Origin of the sequence: Allorhizobium paknamense, assembly GCF_030815125.1 — a bacterium.
In the GTDB taxonomy this organism is placed as follows: Bacteria; Pseudomonadota; Alphaproteobacteria; order Rhizobiales; family Rhizobiaceae; genus Allorhizobium; species Allorhizobium paknamense.
Genome location: NZ_JAUSWH010000011.1, coordinates 38,793 through 57,880 on the forward strand (window position 1 = coordinate 38,793; position 19,088 = coordinate 57,880).

The following is a 19,088-nucleotide window of genomic DNA, read 5'->3' on the forward strand; positions in this document are numbered from 1 at the left end:
CATCCCTCCCGATCAGATCCGCTCGATCACCGTTGCCGTGCCCATGCCCGCCCCGATGCAGAGCGTGACGAGCGCGGTGCTCTGATCGCGCCGCTCCAGCTCATCCAGCACGGTGCCGAGGATCATCGCGCCGGTCGCGCCCAGCGGATGGCCCATGGCAATCGCTCCGCCATTGACGTTGATCTTGTCGGTCGGAATGTCGAAGGCCTGGATATAGCGCAGCACCACGGCGGCAAAGGCTTCGTTCAGTTCGAAGAGATCGATGTCGGAGAGCGACATGCCCGTTCTGGCCAGCAGCTTTTCCGTGACGTCCACCGGACCCGTCAGCATCAGCGCCGGATCGGAGCCGATATTGGCGAAGGCCTTGATGCGGGCGCGGGGCTTCAGCCCCATGCTCTCGCCGCCGGCCTTGGAGCCGAGCAGCACCACGCCCGCGCCATCGACGATGCCGGAGGAATTGCCGGCATGGTGCACGTAATTGATCCGCTCGATATCCGGATGCGCCTGAATGGCGACAGCCTCGAAGCCGCCCATCTCGCCCGGCATCTGGAAGGAGGGGTTGAGGCCTGCCAGCGTCTGCATGTCAGTGCCGGGGCGCATGTGCTCGTCACGGTCCAGAATGGTCAGCCCGTTCTGGTCCTTCACCGCCACGACGGACTTGTCGAAATAGCCGTTTGACCAGGCATGCGCCGCCCGCTTCTGGCTTTCCACCGCATAGGCATCCACATCATCGCGGGAGAAGCCGTATTTCGTGGCGATGAGATCGGCAGACACCCCCTGCGGCATGAAATAGGCCGGGAAGTTGACCGACGGGTCCATGAACCACGCCCCGCCCGACATGCCGAGCCCGACGCGGGACATGCTTTCCACGCCACCGGCGATCACGATGTCATCGGCCCCTTGCGCGATTTTGCCCGCTGCGAAGTTGATGGCGTCGAGGCCGGAGGCACAGAAGCGCGAGATCTGCATGCCGGGAGCCTTGGTGGAGTAACCGGCCTCGAAGGCGGCGCCCTTGGCAATCACCGCACCGGCATCCATCACCGGATCGACGCAGCCGAGAATAATGTCATCGACGGTTGCCGTATCCAGCCCGTTGCGGTCGCGGATCGCTTCCAGCGTCTTGGCCGCGAGACGAACGGAGGGCACCTCGTGCAGGGATCCGTCCTTCTTGCCGCGCCCGCGCGGCGTGCGGACGTGATCGTAAATATAAACGTCACTCATATCTCTCTCTCCCTTGGGCTTCGCGCCCGAAATCTCTTTTTCCAACGGGGCCAATTGTCTTTAAGCATTTCCGGACGGAAAACCGGATTCCACTTTTCCTGGAAATGCTCAGAACGCGTCCGCCGCCAATTCCATCAGGCTGTCGGCGCCTGCTTCGATGCGGGTCTTGCGCAGCGCCGTTTCGGGCATGATCTTTTCCATGTAGAATTTGCCGGTGATCAGCTTGTTCTTGTAGAAATCCGCATCGCCCGCGCCGCTGGCCAGCGCTTCTTGCGCAGCCTTGGCCATCTTGGCCCACATATAGCCCAGTACCACGATGCCGAAGAGGTGCATGTAATCGGTGGAACCGGCACCGGCATTGTCGGGCTTTGCCATGGCGTTCTGCATGAACCACATGGTCGAAGCTTGCAGGTCGTTCAGGCCCTTCTTCAGATGCTTGGTGAAGAAGGACAGCTTTTCGTCGCCACGATTTTCCTCGCAGAAGGTGCCGATCTCGTTGAACAGCGCCATGACGGCGCGCCCGCCATTCATGCCGAGCTTGCGGCCCACCAGATCCAGCGCCTGAATGCCATTGGCGCCTTCATAGATCATGGCAATGCGGGCATCGCGCACATACTGGCTCATGCCCCATTCCTCGATATAGCCGTGGCCGCCATAGACCTGCTGGGCCATCACCGCATGGTCGAAGCCCTTGTCGGTCAGCACACCTTTCAGGATCGGCGTCATCAGGCCGAGAATGTCATCCGCCGTCTGCTTTTCCGTGGCATCGCCGGAGCGGTGGGCGATGTCGGATTTCAGCGCCGTCCACAGCGTAAAGGCGCGGCCCGCCTCGTTGAAGGCGCGAATGGTCATCAGGCTGCGGCGAATATCGGGATGGACGATGATCGGATCGGCCTTCTTCTCCGGCGCCTTGACGCCGGAGAGCGCCCGGCCCTGAATGCGGTCGCGGGCATAATTGGCGGCGTTCTGATAGGCGATTTCGGAAATCGACAGACCCTGGAGACCGACGCCGAGACGCGCCTCGTTCATCATCACGAACATGGCTGACAGGCCCTTGTTTTCCGCGCCGATGAGATAGCCGGTGGCCTCATCGTAATTCATCACGCAGGTGGCATTGCCGTGAATGCCCATCTTGTGCTCGATGGCGCCGCAGGAAACCGTGTTGCGTGCGCCGACGGAGCCGTCCTCGTTGACGAGGAATTTCGGCACGATGAACAGCGAAATGCCCTTGGTGCCTTCCGGCGCGCCTTCGATACGGGCCAGCACCAGATGAATGATATTGTCCGACATGGTGTGTTCACCGGCGGAGATGAAGATCTTCTGGCCGGAGATTTTATAGGTGCCATCGCCGTTCGGCACGGCCTTGGTGCGCAACAGGCCGAGGTCGGTGCCGCAATGCGGCTCGGTCAGGTTCATGGTGCCGGTCCAGATGCCTTCCACCATTTTCGGCAGATAGGTCTGCTTCTGTGCGTCCGATCCATGCACCAGAATGGCGGCAATGGCGCCCTGCGTCAGGCCCGGATACATCATCAGCGCCATATTGGCGGACGACATGTATTCGCCAACGGCGCTGTGCAGCACGTAAGGAAGACCCTGGCCGCCAAATTCGGCGGGAACGGAAAGGCCGAGCCAGCCGCCCTGGCAATAGGCGTCATAGGCTTCCTTGAAGCCCTTCGGCACGGTCACGGTGCCGTCGTCATGGCGTGTGCAACCTTCCTGGTCGCCGGAAAGGTTGAGCGGGAACAGTTCTTCTTCCGCAAGCTTTGCCGCTTCGCTGACGATTGCCTCGATCATGTCGGGCGTGGCGTCCTCGAAACCGGGCAGGTTGTTGTAGCGGTCAAGACCGAGAACCGTGTTGAGGATGAAAAGCGTGTCTGCGACCGGAGCCTTGTAGACGGGCATGGGATGCGTCCTCCAGAGAGTGAGCGGCCGTCTTCCTCCACGGCCTTTGCTCTCCAAAATATTGACGTGCGCGTAAACGTCAATACGCAAAAGTGTGAAAGACACCATCTCTCGGCTGAGGCGAGGGGGTGAGGCCGGAAAGGTTAAAAAATTCCTCACTCTCTTAACGGCTTGTTTACCACGTTTCGGGATTGTTGCGGTTGAACGATTTGCATCGGACCGTCCGGATTGATTCTCCCCTTTTCGCACCCGGCCCGATGCTTCCTGAATGGCTCAAGGGCCAGACCAAGCAGCGGGCTAGACAATGAACGGACAGCGGTCTCCTTCTCCTCGCCAGACGGGCGCCTCGTCGCTCGATGCGCTGAGCCGGACCATAGAAGGTCTGGAAGCGCGCATCGAAGGGCTGATGGGCACGCTCCCGCGTGAGACGCGCGCCGAGCGGCCGCCGCTTGAGCGCCATGCCGATACCCGTTCCCCCGGGGCAGACGTGCCGCGTCCCGATCCGCTGGCGGAAATCCGCGAGCGGCAGCGGGCGCTGGAAGCGGCCCGCCCACGCTTTGCCGCCGAAGAGCGCCGGGCGGAGCGCCCGCGCGAGATCGAACCCCGTTCCGCCCTTCGCGAGGGCAGCCTTGCACCACAGACTGCAGCCGTCCCCGTGGCGGAGGCCGGGCCGGAGCTCGGAGAGACGCTGACGCGGGAACTGCAAAGCCTGCGTGCCGAAATCCGCGAAATTCGCGATCTGGCCCGTCACAGTCGGGAGAGCGGCGACATGCGCGAGGACATGGCCCGGGTGACGGCTGGTCTCGACCGGCTGGAGGAATTCGCCCGGCCCGAGGCCCGCGGCCTGCGCGCCGATGTCGAGCAATTGCGCTCGCTGATCGACGGGCTGGCGCGCGAAGACAGCCTGCGGCAGATGGAGGACCGCTTTCACGCTGTCGAAGCACGGCTGGAGACGGTGGAGCCCGAGCGCATCCAGAAGGAATTGCTGTCGCTTGCCTACCGTCTGGACGATATCAAGCACCAATTGTCCAGCATTGGCGATGTGCGCTCGGTCAGGCTTCTGGAAGACAAGCTGATCGCCATTGCCACGGCGCTCGAGCATATCGGCGCGCATCTGGAGCCGAATGGGCGGGCGGTGCTGGAGCAGTTTTCGCTGCTCGACGAGCGGCTCAATGAAATTTCCCGCGCCATTGCCAGCAATCGCGGCGCGCCCGCCACCGATCCCCGGCTGGTGGAACGCCTGGAAGAGCGGATTGCGCTGATTGCCCATCATCTTGAACTGATTTCCGAGCAGACGGCGGAGCGCGGCGAGGCCGAGCAGCTTGCCGAACGCATCGAGTTTCTGACGCAGCGCATCGAGGATCTGGCCAACCAGCAGGCGGCGGAGCGGCTGAGCGAGCGGCTGGACGAATTGACGGCCATGCTGAACCGGCCCCAGACCACGGGTCTGGAACCGGAAATCACCGGCTATCTCTCCGATATTTCCCGCAAGATCGATGCGCTCGACGGGGTGGGCCTCAGCGACCGGTTGGCCGACCAGATCGCCATCATTGCCAGGCGGATCGACGATATCGAGCGCCAGCCCGTGCCCGTCATGGATCAGCATGTGTTGCAGAACCTCGATGACCGGCTCTATTCCATCGCCGCGCGGCTGGATGAGACGGTCTCTGCCCCTTCTGCCGACATGGCGGCCATTGCCGGGCTGGAGCAGCAGATTGCCCATCTCTCCGCGCTGATCAGCGCCCAGCCCTTCAGCGGTGCTGCGGATGCACCGGCGCTGGACGGGCGGCTGGCAAAGCTTGAGGACTATCTGGCCACCAGCGATGAATATATCGTCGAGGCGGCGCGTCAGGCTGCCGAGGCGGTGATGGATAATTATGCACGCCAGGCCCCTGCCGCCAGCGACCAGACGGCAGAAACGCTTGCCCTTGTGGCGGGCCATCTGCGCCAGCTGGAAGACATCAGCCGCGGCAGCGAGGAGCGCAGCCATCGCACCTTCGAAGCCCTGCATCAGACCCTGGTGCAGATTGCCGAAAAGCTCGAACAGATGGACCGGCGCGCTGCGCCGCCGGCTGGCCCTGCGGCTGGCGTGACCGACGCTCTGCCCAATGCCGAACCCTCGCCCGTCAAGGCGGCGCATCGCGAAATCGAGGCCGCCTTCCAGACGCCCGCAGAGCGGGAGGCAGCGGTGGAGCCTGTGGATGCTCCGGTGGCCGCAGATATCGTCACGACCCCTGGGGCTGATGAGATCAAGGTTCGCGCCAGCCTGCTGGCCGGTCTTGGCCGCAAACTGGCGGCACGCGCCAAAAAGACCGATACTCCCGCCGAGCCTGTGACCGTGACCCGACAGGCCGTCGATCCGGCCCCCTCCATCGACCCCGCCGATGTCATTCCGCCGGAAGAGGCCAATGAATTGCTGGAGCCCGGCTCCGGCACACCGGATGTGCGCCGCATTCTGGAAAAGGTCCGCGCCCGCCAGGCCGAACAGGCGGCTCCGGCGCGTGGACCTGCCGCCGCCGCACGCGGCGATGACAAGATGGATATCATTGCCGCTGCCCGCCGCGCCGCCCAGGCCGCTGCGCAGGAGGCCGAACGTGGCGCCAGGACCGCCCGCAAGCCGCTGGCGCGGGAGGTTGAGGGCCAGTCTGCCTCGGCCTTCGCCCGCTATCGCCGTCCCATTCTCATGGCCGTCGGTGCGCTGCTTCTGGCGGCCATGGTGCTGCCGCTGGCAAAAAGCCTGACCCAGGGCTCACCCGCACCGCAGGTGGTAGAGCCGCCCGCCGCCTCCCAGCCTGCCCCGGCTCAGACCGAAAATGCCGTGCCGCAGGCCGAGAGCAAGCCGGAGGCCGTGACGCGCGCTGCGCTGGCGCCGCTGGACAATCGGGACACCCCAACGGCCCCGCCCGCACCCGGGGTCAGCTCCGTGGGTTCGGCCAATCTGTCACCGGCCCCGCTCAGCGGCACCGTGCCGGATAGTTTTGCCCCGAAGGCCGACCCACAGACGCCTCAGGCCGCAGCCCCTTCGCCCTCGCAGCCCGCCGCTTTCGAGGTTCCGGCGGAGATCGCCCCCGCCTCGCTGGCCGCAGCCGCCGCCAGCGGCCAGCCGGCCGCCCTTTACGAGCTGGGCGCCCGCTATCAGGAAGGCCGTGGTGTCACGGCCGACTTTACCAAGGCGGCCATATGGTATCAGCGCGCCGCCGATCAGGGGCTGGCGCCTGCGCAATATCGTCTGGCCGGGCTCTACGAAAAGGGCACCGGCGTGCCGCGCGACGTGGTCAAGGCCAAGGCGCTCTACGATCAGGCCGCCAAGGCCGGCAATGCCAGCGCCATGCACAATCTCGCCGTGCTCTATGCCTCGGGCGCCGATGGCAAGCCGGATATGCAGGCGGCAGCCGAATGGTTCGCCAAGGCTGCCGATCTCGGCATTGCCGACAGCCAGTTCAATCTGGCGGTGCTCTATGCGCAGGGGTCGGGGGTCAAGGCCGATCTTGAGCGCTCCTACACCTGGTTTGCCATTGCCGCCAAGGGCGGCGACAAGGATGCCCAGGCCAAGAGCGATGAACTGGGCCGCGCCCTGAAGCCTGAGCAGTTGCAGCGCGCCCGCGCCGTGGCGGATGGCTGGGCGGTAAAGCCGCAAAATCCCGATGCCAATTCGGTCAATCTGCCGGACGCCTGGCAGGGCCAGGGTGTGACCACCGGCAGCGTCGATATGGAAAAGGCGATCCGCAACATTCAGGCCATTCTCAACCGCAATGGTTTCGATGCCGGCAAGCCGGATGGCAAGCTGGGCGCCAGGACCGTCGCCGCCATCAAGGCGTTCCAGACCTCGGTTGGGCAACAGCCCACGGGCCGGGTGTCGAACGATCTGGTCAAGGCGCTGCTGGCCCGGAATTCATGAGGGGAAGGGCGGTCCTGCTGCCGCCTTTTTCATCATGGCAACCAAATGGTCATAAAACCCATTTAACTTAACGGGCACGGCCGCGTTTCCTTAAATCCGTCGGGATTGACGGGAGAGTAAGGTCAATTCATCAAAGGGCGAAATGCGGTGGGCCTTGATCGGGTTCCGCTTGCTCTAGAGCGTTTCATTCTTTCACGGAAACATTGAAACGCTCTAACTCTTTGTTTTTACGCATTTCCAGGAAAACCGCTACGCACTTTTCCTGGAAATGCTCCAATCGCTGTTCGGGGACCGGTGTGACAATCTATCTGCCCATTGCGGAACTGTCGGTGAATATTTTCATCATTCTCGGCATGGGCGCGGCTGTCGGCTTCCTGTCCGGCATGTTCGGCGTGGGCGGTGGCTTTCTCATCACGCCGCTTCTGATTTTCTACAATATTCCGCCGGTCGTTGCGGTCGCCACCGGGGCCAATCAGGTGGTGGCGTCTTCCGTCTCCGGTGCCATCAGCCATTTCCGGCGCGGCACGCTGGATATGAAGCTGGGCGGGGTGTTGCTGATCGGCGGCCTTGCCGGGGCCTCCATCGGGGTGGTGATCTTTTCCTGGCTGCGGCGGCTCGGTCAGCTCGATCTGATCATTTCGCTGCTTTATGTGGTGTTTCTCGGCACCATCGGCTCGCTGATGCTGATGGAAAGCCTGAATGCCATGCGGCGGGCGGCGAAAAACCAGCCGGTCAGCCGCAGGCGGCCCGGCCAGCACAATTGGGTGCACCGGCTGCCGTTCAAGATGCGCTTCAAGAAATCGAAGATCTATCTGAGTGTCATTCCGATCATCGGTCTGGGCTTCGGCATCGGCCTGCTCACCTCCGTCATGGGGGTAGGCGGCGGCTTCATCATGGTGCCGGCGATGATCTATCTCCTGCGCATCCCCACCAGCGTGGTGGTGGGGACCTCGCTGTTCCAGATCATCTTCACCACCGCCTATACAACCGTGGTGCAGGCGGCCACCAATTACTCGGTGGATATCGTGCTGGCCTTCCTGCTGATGATCGCGGGCGTGATCGGCGCGCAATATGGCGTGCGCGTTGGTCAGAAGCTGCGCGGCGAACAGTTGCGCGCGCTGCTGGGCCTGCTGGTGCTGGCGGTGGGCCTGCGCCTTGCCATCGAGCTGGTGATGACGCCGGACGATCCCTATTCCATCGTGCTGATGGGATCTGGCCGATGAGGGCGGGCATGCTTCTCGCCTGTCTGGCGATCCTGGCTTTCGCACCCCAGGCGCTCGCGCAGGTGCCCTATCTCACGGCGGAAAACGGCGTGAAGGAAACGCTGGAAATCGGCACCTCCACCAATGAAATCGCCATCACGCCGGATTTTCGCGGCGCCGATCTCACCGTCTTCGGGGCAGTGGGCAATGTCGATCAGCTTCTTCTCGCCATCGGCCAGTATGATGTGGTGGTGACGCTGGAAGGCCCGCGGGAAACCGCGACCGTGCGCCGCAAGGAGCGGCTGATGGGTATCTGGGTCAACCGGCAATCGCTGAATTTCGAGCGCGTTCCCACCTCCTATTCGGTTGCCGCCACCCGGCAGGTGCCGGATATCGCCCCGCGCGCCGTGCTGACCGGGCTTGGCATCGGCGTCGATTACCTGCCGCTGACGCCGACCGGCTATCTGGCGGGCGATGTCAATCTCGGCGAGTTTCGCGAGGCCTATCGCCGCCTGCAGCAGACGAGCGGGCTTTACACGCGGGAAAATGCAGGCGTGCGCTTCGTCAGCGCCAATCTCTTCCGCGCCAGCCTGAGGCTGCCCGCCAATATTCCGGACGGCGTGCATGTGGTGCATGCCTATCTCTTCAAGAGCGGCGCATTTTTGACCCAGAAGGAATTGCGGCTCAGGGTGGTGAAGACCGGCCTGGAGCAGGCCATTACCGATGCCGCACACAATCAGCCGCTGCTTTATGGCGCATTTTCCGTGCTGCTGGCGCTGCTGACCGGCTGGCTTGCCAGCATGATCTTCCGCAAAACGTGAGTTGACGGCCTCCGAACCGCCTTTTTCTGTTCCCGCTGTGTCACGCAACTGTCATGCGTGAAGACTAACAGGGCGGTGCAATGTCAACGCGAACTTCGGGAACATGTTATGCGCGCTTTGCTTATCGGCCTCGTGGCCACCACCGCCTTTTACGGCGCCTCCGCTCAGGCGGCAACCGTCTATCCGCTCGACCGTGCAACCATTCTCAACGGCTCGCCCTTCGACTTCAAGGTCGAGCTGAAATCCGTGGTCAAGCCGGAAGACGTGAAGATCACCATCAACGGTGAGGATTATGCCAAGGTGCTTGGCAGCCAGGCCGAATTCACGGCCGAGGAAAAGGGCAAGGAAGACAAGGTCCTGGGCTCGGCTCTCATCCTGCGCGGCGCCAAGCTGAAGGCTGGCTCCTACAAGGTGGAAGTCGCTGCCGGCGACGAGAAAAAGACCGTGACCTGGGACGTTTATGAAACGCCCGCCAAGCCGAAGGCAAAGAACATCATCTTCTTTCTCGGCGATGGTCTGTCCGTGGCTCACCGCACCGGCGCGCGCATCATGTCCAAGGGCATGACCGAAGGCAAGGCCAATGGCCACCTCAACATGGATACTCTGGACCACATGGCCTTTGTCGGCACCTCGTCCACCAACGCTATTGCCACCGATTCGGCCAACACCATGTCGGCCTATATGACGGGCCACAAGACCGCCGTGAACGCTCTCGGCGTCTATGCCGACCGCACGCCGAACCCGCTGGACGACCCGAAGGTGGAAACCATTGCGGAGGCGCTGCGCCGCACCACCAGGAAGTCTATCGGCATCATCTCCGGCGCGGAACTGGAAGACGCAACGCCTGCCGCCGTGGTGGCGCATACGCGCCTGCGCGCCGAAAAGGCGGCCATTGCCGAAATGATGTATGAGATCAAGCCGGACGTGCTTCTGGGCGGTGGCTCAGCCTATTTCCTGCCGAAATCCGTTCCGGGCTCGAAGCGCAAGGACGACAAGGATTTCATCGGCATGTTCAGGCAGGCCGGCTATGAAATCGCCACCGACAAGGCCGAACTTGCCAATGCCAAGAGCGACAAGCTGGTCGGCCTGTTCCATACCGGCAACATGGATTCGGTTCTCGACCGCGGCTTCCTGAAGAAGGGCACCGTGGACAAGTTCCCGAACCAGCCCGGTCTGGTGGACATGACCAAGGCAGCCCTGTCGCGCCTGGCCAAAAACCCGGAGGGTTTCTTCCTGATGGTCGAAGGCGCTTCCATCGACAAGATGTCCCACCCGATGGACTGGGACCGCGCCCTTTATGAAACCATCGAATTCGATCAGGCCGTTGGTGTCGGTCTTGAGTTCCTCAAGAACAACCCGGATACGCTGATCGTCGTGACCGGCGACCATACCCACGGTATCTCCATCATCGGCACCGTTGACGACGACAAGCCGGGTACCGAAATGCGCGAAAAGGTCGGCGTCTATGCCGATGCCGGCTTCCCGAACTATGAAGACAAGAATGGCGACGGCTATCCGGACAAGGTGGATGTCTCGCGCCGTCTGGCTGTCTTCTCGTCCAACTTCCCGGACTATTACGAGACCTTCCGTCCGAAGATGGATGGTCCCTTCGAGCCGGCGATCCAGAACGAGAAGAAGGAATATGTCGCCAACGAGGCCTATAAGTCGGTGCCGGGCGCTGTCTTCCGTCAGGGCAACCTGCCGAAGAGCGCCGATACCGCCGTTCACGCCGTGGATGACATCGTGCTGCAGGCCACCGGCCCCGGCGCGGAAGAGTTCAAGGGCTATATGGAAGAAAGCGACATCTACAAGGTGCTGGCCGACAGCTTCGCCATCGGCGCGAAGTAAGGTTTGAAACTGCATTCGGGCAGGGTATGAGGCCCTGCCCGGACGTGTCGGTGAGAGCATTGTCCCGAGAAAAGTGGAAACCGGTTTTCCGCCCGGAAATGCGTAAAAACAAAGACTTAGAGCATTTCGGTGTTTCCGTGAAACACTGAAATGCTCTAAGAGACTTCGGGAGTTCCGTCATGGTTCACCATCACCCCCTGACCATCAGCCGCAGAGGCTGCCTCGGTATGATGATGACGCTGCCCCTGATGGCGCGTCAGGCTTTCGCCGCGCCCGTTTCCATCGATTTCGACCATCTCTATGGCAAGATCGGCGTGTTGGGGCTGGAGTTTTCCGATCTGGTCAAGCAGCAGGCGGGCAAGGTGGTGACCATGCAGGGTTTCATGGCCCCGCCGCTGAAGGCGGAGGCCACCTTCTTCGTGCTCACCGAAATTCCCATGGCGCTCTGCCCCTTCTGCTCCTCCGATGCCGATTGGCCAGACAATATCGTCGTGGTCTATCTCGACCGCAAGCAGACCTTCGTGCAGCCCAGCGCCCGCATCGAGGTGACGGGAACGTTGGACATGGGCTCCTGGACCGATCCCGACACCGGCTTTGTCAGCCTGCTCCGGCTGCGCGATGCCGCCTATAGAGTGGTGTAAGATGCTGATACTTCAGATTGAAAATCTCACCGTCGCCTATCGCGGCCTTGCAAGCCCCGTTCTCGCCGTTCCGTCTTTCCGGCTGGGTGCGGGCGAGGGGTTGGCGGTGACGGGTGCTTCCGGCTCCGGCAAGACCACCTTCGTCAACCGCATCACCGGGCTTGAGGCGGTGGAAAGCGGCCATGTGCGCTGGGGTAACGAGGATCTGGCAACGCTTTCGGAAGGCGCGCGCGACCGGTTTCGCGCCGCCCATATCGGCCTTGTCATGCAGGAGTTTCATCTCTTTCCCGGCCTGTCGGCGCTGGAAAATGTGCTGCTGCCCGCCCGGCTCGCCCGTGCGGTGGGCCGGGCCGACGTCACCCGCGCCGGGGAGCTTCTCCTGCGCTTCGGACTGAAACGTCCCGATCAGGATGTGAAAACCATGTCGCGCGGCGAAATGCAGCGTGTTGCCGTGGCCCGTGCCCTGCTGCGCCGACCGGGGGTCATCGTTGCCGATGAGCCGACCGCCAGCCTCGATACCGAGGCGGGGGCGGCGGTGACCGATCTTTTGCTTTCCGTGGCGAAGGAGGAGGGCAGCAGCCTGATCGTCGTTACCCATGACCCGCGGCTGATGGCGCGCCTGCCGCGGCGCATCGAGCTTGCCGCCGGGGTCATCGTTCAGGATAGTTTGGGAGAGGCGGCATGATCCGGTTCATTCTTGCCGATCTGCGCCGCCTCTGGGCGGGGTCGCTGGTCATTTGCCTGCTGGTGGCGCTCTCCGTCGGGCTGGGCTTTGCCGTGACCCTGCAGGAGCGGGCGCTGCGGCTGGGCAGTGCCCGTGCTGCCGACAAGTTCGATCTGGTGATCGGCGCTGCCGGTTCCGAAACGCAACTGGTGTTGTCGTCGGTGTTTCTCCAGCCCGCGCCGCTGCCGCTTCTGGGCGGCGATGTGCTGGCGGCATTGCAGGCCGATCCGCGCGTGGACTGGGCCGCGCCGGTCGCTTTTGGCGATAGTTTCATGGGCACGCCCATCGTCGGCACCACAACCAAACTCATTCAAAGCACCACGAGCGGCTTTGCCGCAGGCCATATGTTTTCCCATGAAGGCGAGGCCGTGGTGGGCTCCGCCGTGGCGCTCCATCCCGGCGATACCGTCAAGCCCATGCATGGCACGGCGGAAGAGGGCGGTCATACCCATACCGAACTGGCCTACAAGGTGACTGGCCGCCTGAACCCCACGGGTACAGCCTGGGACCGCGCCATTCTCGTTCCGGTGCAGGCCGTCTGGCACATTCACGGCCTTGGCAACGATCACGATCATGAGGGCGCGGAAGAGCATCACGAGGATGGCGCCGAGACCGCCGGACATGACGAGGATCACGATCATGACCATCACGGCCATATCGATGCCGATGCGGCGCTGAACGAGGTTTTCGACGCTCAAGACCCCGGCGTTCCGGCCATTCTGGTCAAGCCGAAGAGCATTGCTGCGGCCTATAAACTCCGGCAGGATTATCGCGGCCATGGCACAGTCGGCGTCTTCCCCGGCGAGGTGCTGACCAGGCTTTACGCCACATTGGGCGACGCCAAGCTGGTGCTGCAGGCCGTTTCCATCGGGGCGCAGGTGCTGGTGGCGGCAGCGCTTCTGCTGTTGACGGTGGTGCATATCGGTCAGCGGCGCAAGCAGATCGGCGCGCTTCGCGCCTTCGGTGCGCCGCGTGCTTCCGTCTTCACCATCGTCTGGCTGGAGCTTTTCCTGTTGATCCTGATCGGCGTGGCGTTGGGTGTGGCGGTTGGCTTCGGGGCGGCGCGTTTCATCTCCGGTCTCGTGGAGGTGCGCAGCGGCTTCAGCCTGCCGGTGGAATTTGCCCGTGAGGATCTCTGGCAAGGGGCCGCCGTGCTGGGTTTTGCCGCCATCCTGTCTGTAGTCCCGGCACTCTTGGCCTATCGCCAGTCCCCGGCTGCGGCGCTGCGCGGGTGAAAAATGTTATGTCATAACCCTATCATAATGCCGGGATAGAGACGCTTAGAGCACCTCCGGTGAACACGGGTTCACCGGAGGTGCTCTAAGTTCTTTTTCTACGCATTTCCGGACGAAAAACCGGCTTCCACTTTTCCTGGAAATGCTCTCGTTTCGACTGCCCGGCCTTTCCGGGCCATGATGGATGATCACGATGAAAGCCCCCCGTCTGCTGGCCAGCCTGCTGCTGTCCTTCTCCTTTCTGCCCGCCGTCGCCAGTGCCGAGACGCTGACGCTCGACAAATATGTGGTGATGATGCGCCATGGCGTTCGCCCGCAAACCAGTATCAAGGAAATCGAGCCGCTCTCCTCGAAACCCTGGGCGAAATGGGATACGCCGGACGGGCAGTTGACGCCGCATGGCGCGGAGGCTGCCAGCCGTCTGGCCGCCTGGGATGGGGCAATGCTGCGCGAACGCGGCCTGTTGCCGAAGGAGGGCTGCCCGGCGCCCGGCACGGTGTTCGGCTGGGCCAATGGCTCGGTCAAGCGCACCATCGATACCGGCAATGTGATGTTCTCCACCCTGTTTCCCGGCTGTGGCCTGACGGTCGGTTTCAACAAGACCGATGATGTCGATGTGCTCTATGCCCCCTCGGATACGAAGCTTGGCGCTGTCGATCCCGAAAAGGCCAAGGCGGCCATTCTGCAGGCCGCCGGTGGCGATCTGGAAAAGCCGCGCGCTCGCGCCGCGGCACTTATGAAGGAGCTGGATGGCATTCTCGATTGCTGCGCGCCGAGCCTCTGCGACAAGGCCGCGAAGGCCTCCGACTGCACCCTGTCTGAACGCCCATGGGCTATCAAGGTCAAGGAGGCCAAGGGCGAAAAGCCCGCCAGCGTCGAAGTGACGGGGCCGTTGAAGGAGGCGGGCACTGTGGTGCAGGTTTTCCTGCTGCAATATGCCAATGGTTTTCCGGCGGATCAGGTTGCCTTCGGCAAGGCGCCGACGGCGGATGACATCATCCGCCTCTCTGAGCTGCGGCAGATCAAATACGATGTCAGCGTGCGTGTTCCCTATCTCGCCGCCCGTGACGGCTCCAATATTCTCAATCAACTGCTGCTGGCGGTGGAGGCCGATCCGGCCAAAGGCGCGGTCACGGATGGTCCGCCCAATGCCCGCCTCGTGCTCTTTGCGGGGTCGGACACGCAGCAGGCGGAAATCGGCGCCATTCTGGGTCTTCACTGGCATATTCCGCCCTATACCGATGATGAAACGCCGCCGACCGGCACGCTCGCCTTCGAGCGTCTGCATGATGCCGCAGGCAAAGCCTATGTGCGCCTGCGCTTCATCGCGCCCAGCCTTGACCAGATTCGCACAGCCGCCGTGCTGGATAGCGCCCATCCGCCATTGCAGGGCGAGATTGTCATGCCGGGCTGCGAAAGCCAGATGGTGGAAGGCGCCTGCCCGCTCGATACCTTCCTCAAGCTTGCCCGTCCGAAGCTGGATATGAGCGCTGTGGGCCAGCAGGTCTACAACTGATTATCCCATCAAGTTGCTGTACCGCACCGCATAGACGCGGTCGCGCCCCAGAAGATGCGCCACGAGGCCGGGCTTGGAAAACAGCCCGGTAAAGGCCTTGTGGCGGAGATCGAGCCCGCCGGTGGTCACCCCGAAGGCGGGCATGATCAGCCGCTCGCCGTCGCTGGCGAAACAGGCGCGGCGCACGGATTTTTCCTGCCGCCGCACCGTGGCGGCTGGGTGCAGGTGGCCAGCGATTTCGCCATGCGCAGATCCCGCCTGCGGCTCATGCCGGAAGGTCAGCCCGCCATAGCTCAAGATATCGGCCTCGATCCCCGGCAGACCGGTCACGCCATCGGGATCGTGATTGCCGTTGATCCAGATCCATTCCCGGCCCTTGGCAAGCCCCGTCAGCGTCTGGCGAAAGGCCTCCGGCATCAGCGCCGATCCGGCCCGGTCGTGGAAATTGTCGCCAAGGCTGATGACGATCGCGGGATTGTAGCGGCCAAGCACCGCGCCCAGCTTCCTGAGTGTCGAAAGCGTGTCGTAAGGCGGCAGCAATTGGCCGCGCCGGGCAAAGGCGGCCCCCTTTTCGAGATGGAGATCGGAGACGATCAGAAGCGACAGCGACGGCAGGTAGAGTGCGCCGGAAAGATCGCAGACTGCCTCGATCCCGGCAATCTGCGTTTGGGTATGGCCTGTCATCTGTTCCGGCACGGTGATCCGCGCTGCCGTCAATCCTGTCATCGGTATGTCGTCATCCCATCGCCTCTGCGATCAGCTCTTCCGCCGCGGCTTCCGCCAGAAGCTCGTCCTGGGCTTCGCCGGAAACGCTTTCACGGCCGATTTCCAGCATCACCGGCACGGCCAGTGGCGAGACATGCTCCAGCGCCTTATGCACGATATGGCCCTTGATTCGCTTCAGCATATCCCCAAGCCGCTGAAGATCCAAAAGTCCTGTTGCCGCATCCATGCGCGTGGCCTGTAACAGGATATGATCCGGCTCATGGCTGCGCAGCACGTCATAGATCAGGTCGGTGGAGACCGTCACCTGCCGCCCGGTCTTTTCCTTGCCCGGATGGCGCTTTTCGATCAGCCCGGCAATGATGGCGCAGGTGCGGAAGGTGCGCTTCAGCATGGCGGATTCGTTCAGCCACGCTTCGAGATCATCGCCCAGCAGGTCTTCCTCGAAGAGTTCGGAAAGCCGGAGCGTGCCCGTGGCGATCATCCGGCCCATATCCTGCAAGCCCCAGATGGTCAGCGCGTAATCGGTGGCGACGAAGCCGAGGGGTTTTGCTCTCAGCCGCTCCAGCCGCCGTGTCAGCAACATGCCGAGCGTCTGGTGCGCCAGCCGTCCCTCGAAGGGATAGAGCACCATATAGAATTTCTTCGCGCGTGGAAAGGTTTCCACCAGAAGCTCGCCGCGCCGTGGCAGCATGGATTTTTCCCGCTGGATTTCCAGCCAGTCGCGCACCTGATCGGGCAGGGCGGCGCGGCGGGCGCGGTCGTCCAGCATGGCGCGCACCTGATCGGCGAGATAGGTGGAGAGCGGAAACTTGCCACCCGCATAGGCAGGAATTTTCGGATCCTCGGAATAGGCGTTGGAGACGAGACATTCACTCTCGCGAATGCCTTCGAAGCGCAGCGTCTTGCCGGAAAACAGGAAGGTATCGCCCTGCGACAGCTGCTCGACGAAATATTCCTCCACCTTGCCCAGCGTCATGCCGCCGCGTCCGAGCGACCCCAGATGATTGCGCTTGGCGAGCCGCACATTCAGCATCGCCTCTTCAACGATCGTTCCGAGATTGAGCCGGTATTGCTGGGCGACCTGCGGATTGGAAACCCGCCACTTGCCCTCCTTCGTCTGGCGAATGCGGGCATAGCGCTCATAGGTTCTGAGCGCATAGCCGCCGGTGGCGACAAAGTCGACAATGCGCCGGAAGGTCTCGCGAGAGAGGTTTCGATAGGGCAGGGCGGAGGTGATTTCCGCGTAAAGCGCATCCTCGTCAAAGGCTTCGGCACAGGCCATGCCCAGCATATGCTGGGCCAATACGTCCAGCGGTCCATCGCCCACGGCCTGCGTATCCTGTGCGCCGAGATAGTTGGCGTCGAGCGCGGCCTGGCATTCCATCACCTCGAAGCGGTTGGCGGGCACCAGAATGGCGCGGCTCGGCTCATCCATGCGGTGATTGGCGCGGCCGATGCGCTGGGCCAGACGGCTTGCCCCCTTGGGCGCACCGACATGGATGACGAGATCGACCTCCCCCCAGTCGATGCCGAGATCGAGCGTGGATGTTGCCACCACCGCCCGCAGCCGGTTTTCCGCCATGGCCTGTTCCACCTTGCGGCGCTGGCTGACATCCAGCGAGCCGTGATGCAGGGCAATCGGCAGATTGTCGTCGTTGACGGTCCATAGATCCTGAAAGACCCGCTCGGCCTGCGAGCGGGTGTTGACGAAGATGATCGTCATCGAAAACTGCTGGAGGACCTTGTAGACATCCGCAATGGCGTAGCGGGCTGAATGGCCCGCCCAGGGAATACGCTCCTCGGTTTGCAAGATGGTGATGTTCGGCTTGGCCCCGCCCGCCACCGTCACCAGTCCGGCCAGATTTTCGCCTTCCTCCCGCTGGGCCACCAGCCAGCGCTGCAATTCCGGCGGATCGGCCACCGTTGCCGAAAGGCCGATGGTTTGCAAAGCGGGCGCGAGCTTGCGCAGCCGCGCCAGCCCCAGCGACAGCAGATGGCCGCGCTTGGAGGTGACGAGGGAGTGCAGCTCATCCAGCACCACATAGCGCAGATCCTTGAAGAAGCGGCTGGCCTCGCCATTGGCGATCAGCAGCGCCACCTGCTCCGGTGTGGTCAGCATGATGTCGGGCGGGTTGAGCTTTTGCCGCTGCCGTTTGGATTGCGGGGTGTCGCCGGTGCGGGTCTCGATGCTGACGGCAAGGCCCATCTCCGAGACGGGCTTCAGCAGATTGCGCTCGATATCCACCGCCAGCGCTTTCAGCGGTGAAATATAAAGCGTGTGGACGCCGCGAAAAGCGCTGCCCGGTGGCTTCCTGCCGCGCCGGGAAAGGTCAACCAGCGCGGGCAGAAAGCCCGCCAGCGTCTTGCCCGCGCCGGTCGGGGCGATCAGCAGCGTGCTTTCGCCTTTTTCAGCCCGCTGAAGCAGGTCCAGCTGATGCGGACGCGGCGTCCAGCCCTTCTCGGCAAACCAGCGGAGAAAGCGATCCGGCAAGAGTGGGGTGGGCTGATCCTGTGACACGGTGCGGATGTAGGAAGCCTTTGGAAAAAGGGAAGGGCGGCGCAAGGGCCGCCGCCGTTATTGTCAGTTCATTGCCGCGTCGAGGTCTTTCTTCCAGAGGCCGTTCTCCAGCGCCTCCTTCATGAAGCCGTCCACCTCGGCCTTGAAGGCGGCATCCTTGCGCAGGAGATAGGCGTTTTCAAAATGGGTGAAGGGTTCGGCGACGGCAGCGGGGCAGAGAACACCCGGATGCAGCTTGGATTGCAGATCCACCTCCACGCCGTCCGTTACCATTACGTCGGCGCGGTTGGCGGCGATTTCGTCGAAAATCACCTTGTTGTCGGGAAAGACGGTGATCGGCGCGGTCTTGAAATGCTCATGGGCGAATTTGTCATTGGTGCCGCCGGGATTGACGATGACCCGCACCTCCGGCTTGTCGATGGCCTCGATGGTCACGTATTTATCCTTGTCGGTGCAGCGGGTGATGGGGCGCTTGCCGTCCTTGACATTGGGCAGGGAGAAATCCCCCACCTCGGCCCGGGCGGGGTTGACGGTGATGCCCCCTGCCACCATGTCGAACTTGCCGGCCTTGAAATCCTCCAGCATGGTTTTCCAGGTGGTGGGCACGAATTCCGCCTTCACGCCGAGTTTTTCCGCCAGCGCCTTGGTCATGGCAATGTCGGCCCCGGTCAGCTCGCCATCCGCGCCCTTGTAGCTGAAGGGTTTGTAATCGCCGGTCGTGCCGATCCTGAGCACGCCTGCCTGCTTGATGTCACTCAAAGTGTCCGCGGCGGCGATGGTGGTTGAACAGGCAAGCCCGGCGAGGAGGCTGAGTGCAAAGCATTTCCAGGAAAAGT

13 protein-coding genes are annotated in these 19,088 nt (G+C 62.8%); 8 read left to right on the forward strand and 5 right to left on the reverse strand.

The genetic code is table 11. The annotated features are described in order from the left end of the window. Positions 1-12: 12 nt before the first annotated feature. On the reverse strand, positions 13-1,221 hold the full coding sequence (locus tag QO005_RS16150) for an acetyl-CoA C-acetyltransferase (RefSeq protein ID WP_307159094.1): 1,209 nt from the start codon (positions 1,219-1,221) through the stop codon (positions 13-15). Between the two features lie 108 nt (positions 1,222-1,329). Next, the gene (locus QO005_RS16155) at positions 1,330-3,123 is read right to left on the reverse strand and encodes an acyl-CoA dehydrogenase C-terminal domain-containing protein (RefSeq protein ID WP_307159095.1); all 1,794 of its coding nucleotides are present in this window, start codon (positions 3,121-3,123) and stop codon (positions 1,330-1,332) included. A 304-nt stretch (positions 3,124-3,427) separates the two neighbouring features. Between QO005_RS16155 and QO005_RS16160 the strand changes: the two genes are divergently transcribed. From QO005_RS16160 to QO005_RS16195, 8 genes are all read left to right on the forward strand, one after another. Continuing rightward, positions 3,428-7,021: a peptidoglycan-binding protein gene (locus QO005_RS16160; protein ID WP_307159096.1), complete on the forward strand. Its 3,594-nt coding sequence runs from the start codon at positions 3,428-3,430 to the stop codon at positions 7,019-7,021. 296 nt (positions 7,022-7,317) lie between these two features. Continuing rightward, positions 7,318-8,244 carry a sulfite exporter TauE/SafE family protein gene (locus QO005_RS16165; RefSeq protein WP_307159097.1) on the forward strand — a complete coding sequence of 309 codons (927 nt, stop codon included), beginning with the start codon at positions 7,318-7,320 and terminating at the stop codon, positions 8,242-8,244. A gap of 8 nt (positions 8,245-8,252) precedes the next feature. Beyond that, complete coding sequence (locus tag QO005_RS16170; protein ID WP_307159098.1) at positions 8,253-9,044, forward strand: TIGR02186 family protein; 792 nt, start codon at positions 8,253-8,255, stop codon at positions 9,042-9,044. A 108-nt stretch (positions 9,045-9,152) separates the two neighbouring features. Further along, on the forward strand, positions 9,153-10,892 hold the full coding sequence (locus QO005_RS16175; RefSeq protein ID WP_307159099.1) for an alkaline phosphatase: 1,740 nt from the start codon (positions 9,153-9,155) through the stop codon (positions 10,890-10,892). A gap of 179 nt (positions 10,893-11,071) precedes the next feature. Further along, positions 11,072-11,533: a hypothetical protein gene (locus QO005_RS16180; RefSeq protein ID WP_307159100.1), complete on the forward strand. Its 462-nt coding sequence runs from the start codon at positions 11,072-11,074 to the stop codon at positions 11,531-11,533. A gap of 1 nt (position 11,534) precedes the next feature. Next, positions 11,535-12,218, forward strand: a complete 684-nt coding sequence (locus tag QO005_RS16185) for an ABC transporter ATP-binding protein (RefSeq protein WP_307159101.1) — start codon at positions 11,535-11,537, stop codon at positions 12,216-12,218. After that, the gene (locus QO005_RS16190; protein WP_307159102.1) at positions 12,215-13,492 is read left to right on the forward strand and encodes an ABC transporter permease; all 1,278 of its coding nucleotides are present in this window, start codon (positions 12,215-12,217) and stop codon (positions 13,490-13,492) included. Before QO005_RS16185 ends, QO005_RS16190 begins: the two co-directional genes overlap by 4 nt. Before the next feature lie 193 nt (positions 13,493-13,685). Then, the gene (locus QO005_RS16195; RefSeq protein WP_307159103.1) at positions 13,686-15,008 is read left to right on the forward strand and encodes a histidine-type phosphatase; all 1,323 of its coding nucleotides are present in this window, start codon (positions 13,686-13,688) and stop codon (positions 15,006-15,008) included. On the opposite strand, the gene pdeM is transcribed toward QO005_RS16195, so the two are convergent. The 3 genes from pdeM to QO005_RS16210 form a co-directional block, all read right to left on the reverse strand. After that, a complete protein-coding gene (gene pdeM / locus QO005_RS16200) occupies positions 15,009-15,734 on the reverse strand; it encodes a ligase-associated DNA damage response endonuclease PdeM (RefSeq protein WP_307159104.1) in 726 nt (241 codons plus the stop codon). Positions 15,735-15,744: 10 nt separating this feature from the next. Then, the gene (locus QO005_RS16205) at positions 15,745-18,252 is read right to left on the reverse strand and encodes a ligase-associated DNA damage response DEXH box helicase (RefSeq protein ID WP_307159208.1); all 2,508 of its coding nucleotides are present in this window, start codon (positions 18,250-18,252) and stop codon (positions 15,745-15,747) included. A 63-nt stretch (positions 18,253-18,315) separates the two neighbouring features. Further along, positions 18,316-19,011 (reverse strand): transporter substrate-binding domain-containing protein, encoded by a 696-nt coding sequence (locus QO005_RS16210; RefSeq protein WP_307159105.1) that lies wholly within the window; start codon positions 19,009-19,011, stop codon positions 18,316-18,318. Positions 19,012-19,088 lie beyond the last annotated feature (77 nt).

What these genes read in the sequence shown, in the direction of transcription:
- pdeM (WP_307159104.1), bottom strand. Translation starts at nt 15,734, where the DNA reads ATGACAGGATTGACGGCAGCGCGGATCACCGTGCCGGAACAGATGACA.
- QO005_RS16155 (WP_307159095.1), bottom strand. Translation starts at nt 3,123, where the DNA reads ATGCCCGTCTACAAGGCTCCGGTCGCAGACACGCTTTTCATCCTCAAC.
- QO005_RS16185 (WP_307159101.1), top strand. Translation starts at nt 11,535, where the DNA reads ATGCTGATACTTCAGATTGAAAATCTCACCGTCGCCTATCGCGGCCTT.
- QO005_RS16195 (WP_307159103.1), top strand. Translation starts at nt 13,686, where the DNA reads ATGAAAGCCCCCCGTCTGCTGGCCAGCCTGCTGCTGTCCTTCTCCTTT.
- QO005_RS16190 (WP_307159102.1), top strand. Translation starts at nt 12,215, where the DNA reads ATGATCCGGTTCATTCTTGCCGATCTGCGCCGCCTCTGGGCGGGGTCG.
- QO005_RS16150 (WP_307159094.1), bottom strand. Translation starts at nt 1,221, where the DNA reads ATGAGTGACGTTTATATTTACGATCACGTCCGCACGCCGCGCGGGCGC.
- QO005_RS16170 (WP_307159098.1), top strand. Translation starts at nt 8,253, where the DNA reads ATGCTTCTCGCCTGTCTGGCGATCCTGGCTTTCGCACCCCAGGCGCTC.
- QO005_RS16180 (WP_307159100.1), top strand. Translation starts at nt 11,072, where the DNA reads ATGGTTCACCATCACCCCCTGACCATCAGCCGCAGAGGCTGCCTCGGT.
- QO005_RS16160 (WP_307159096.1), top strand. Translation starts at nt 3,428, where the DNA reads ATGAACGGACAGCGGTCTCCTTCTCCTCGCCAGACGGGCGCCTCGTCG.
- QO005_RS16175 (WP_307159099.1), top strand. Translation starts at nt 9,153, where the DNA reads ATGCGCGCTTTGCTTATCGGCCTCGTGGCCACCACCGCCTTTTACGGC.